This window comes from Kitasatospora sp. NPDC048722 (genome assembly GCF_040650235.1).
GTDB lineage: Bacteria > Actinomycetota > Actinomycetes > Streptomycetales > Streptomycetaceae > Kitasatospora.
On record NZ_JBEZGX010000179.1, the window covers coordinates 1 to 1,302 of the forward strand.

Annotated in this window: 1 protein-coding gene; it reads left to right on the forward strand. The window is 38.9% G+C overall.

Annotated features, from left to right (window positions below):
• The first annotated feature begins 71 nt into the window (after positions 1-71).
• Positions 72-632, forward strand: a complete 561-nt coding sequence (locus tag AB0C76_RS41385; protein WP_359975965.1) for a polysaccharide deacetylase family protein — start codon at positions 72-74, stop codon at positions 630-632.
• Positions 633-1,302 lie beyond the last annotated feature (670 nt).

Here is a 1,302-nt window from a genome sequence, read left to right on the forward strand (position 1 = left end):
GCTGGAGGTCGGGCGAGGCGGCCGGGTCGGAGAGCTGGACCTCCAGCAGGGTCCGGTTGATCGCCAGCGGCGTGCCCGATTTTTCTTATCAAGGCGCCAAAGGAACATTAGCTTTAACAGGCTATAATGGTGTATTAGGTTACCGTACATCAAAATCAGAATATGGTGATAACGAAAAAACAAACAAAGAAATCGAAGCAGCCAAAAAAGTTGCTGATCAATTAAAGAAAGATGGTTGGAGTTTTGCTTCTCATACTTGGGGACACTTGAATATGACACAAGCTTCTTTAGCCGATATCCAACAAGATAATGAACGTTGGCAAAATGAAGTTGCACCTATTTTAGGCAAAACAAATATTTTGATCTACCCATTTGGCGCTGACATCAGCGATTGGCAACCTTATTCTGAAGCAAATCAAAAATTTGCTTACTTGAAACAACAAGGATTTGATATCTTCTGCAATGTCGATGCCTCAACTCCTGCATGGGGACAACTAGGAACTGACTACTACCGTAACGCCAGAATCAATATTGACGGTATCCGTTTCGAAGCTGACCTAAAAGGAGAAAATCCAATACTTGATCAATTTATCAACGTCAAAGAAGTGTATGACCAAAAAGATCGAGGATAGAGGTTGTGAAAGAAGCGTCCAGCTCCGCCGACAATAAGTAGGAATTAACTATCTAGGAACGCATACCATGCGTAAAACAGGCGCTTATAAGGTCTATACCCAGTCAAACTATAATATTGGTTTAGTGATGCATTTATTAAACCATTCAAGTGAAGCTATGACCTTAACGTATCTTGGATTAGATCAAGCTAGTCGAGAAACGATGTTAGACCAAATTGATTATGGGTAATGAATGTTTAGAACTTAGTAGTCGTCCAAAAACGACTACTTTTTTTGTTGAATCGTCCTTGGACGATTCGATGCTTTTGACTTGTAAGAACAGGATTGAATGAAGCCATACTGTTCGCATATTTTTAGTGGATGAACAAACAAAATACGAGAGATTTTTTGTTCGTTCATCCAAAAAGAGGGACGATTTCGGAAGAAGAAAATCGTCTCTTTTTTTTCTTCTTTTTGTATGACAAAAAGAAAGATCTTTTGCTCATTTTATTTTTATAAAATGGGTAGGTGGCGTTTGCGTAAAGCAAATCGACACAATCCAAAGGGGATAAAAGGGGAAAGTGAAACTTCCCCCTTTTCAAGCCACATTGTAATACAAGAACGAAGTGTTTTGTATTACAATGTGATAGCTTACAGCAGTATTTATGGGTTTATATTTGCTATTTTGTTG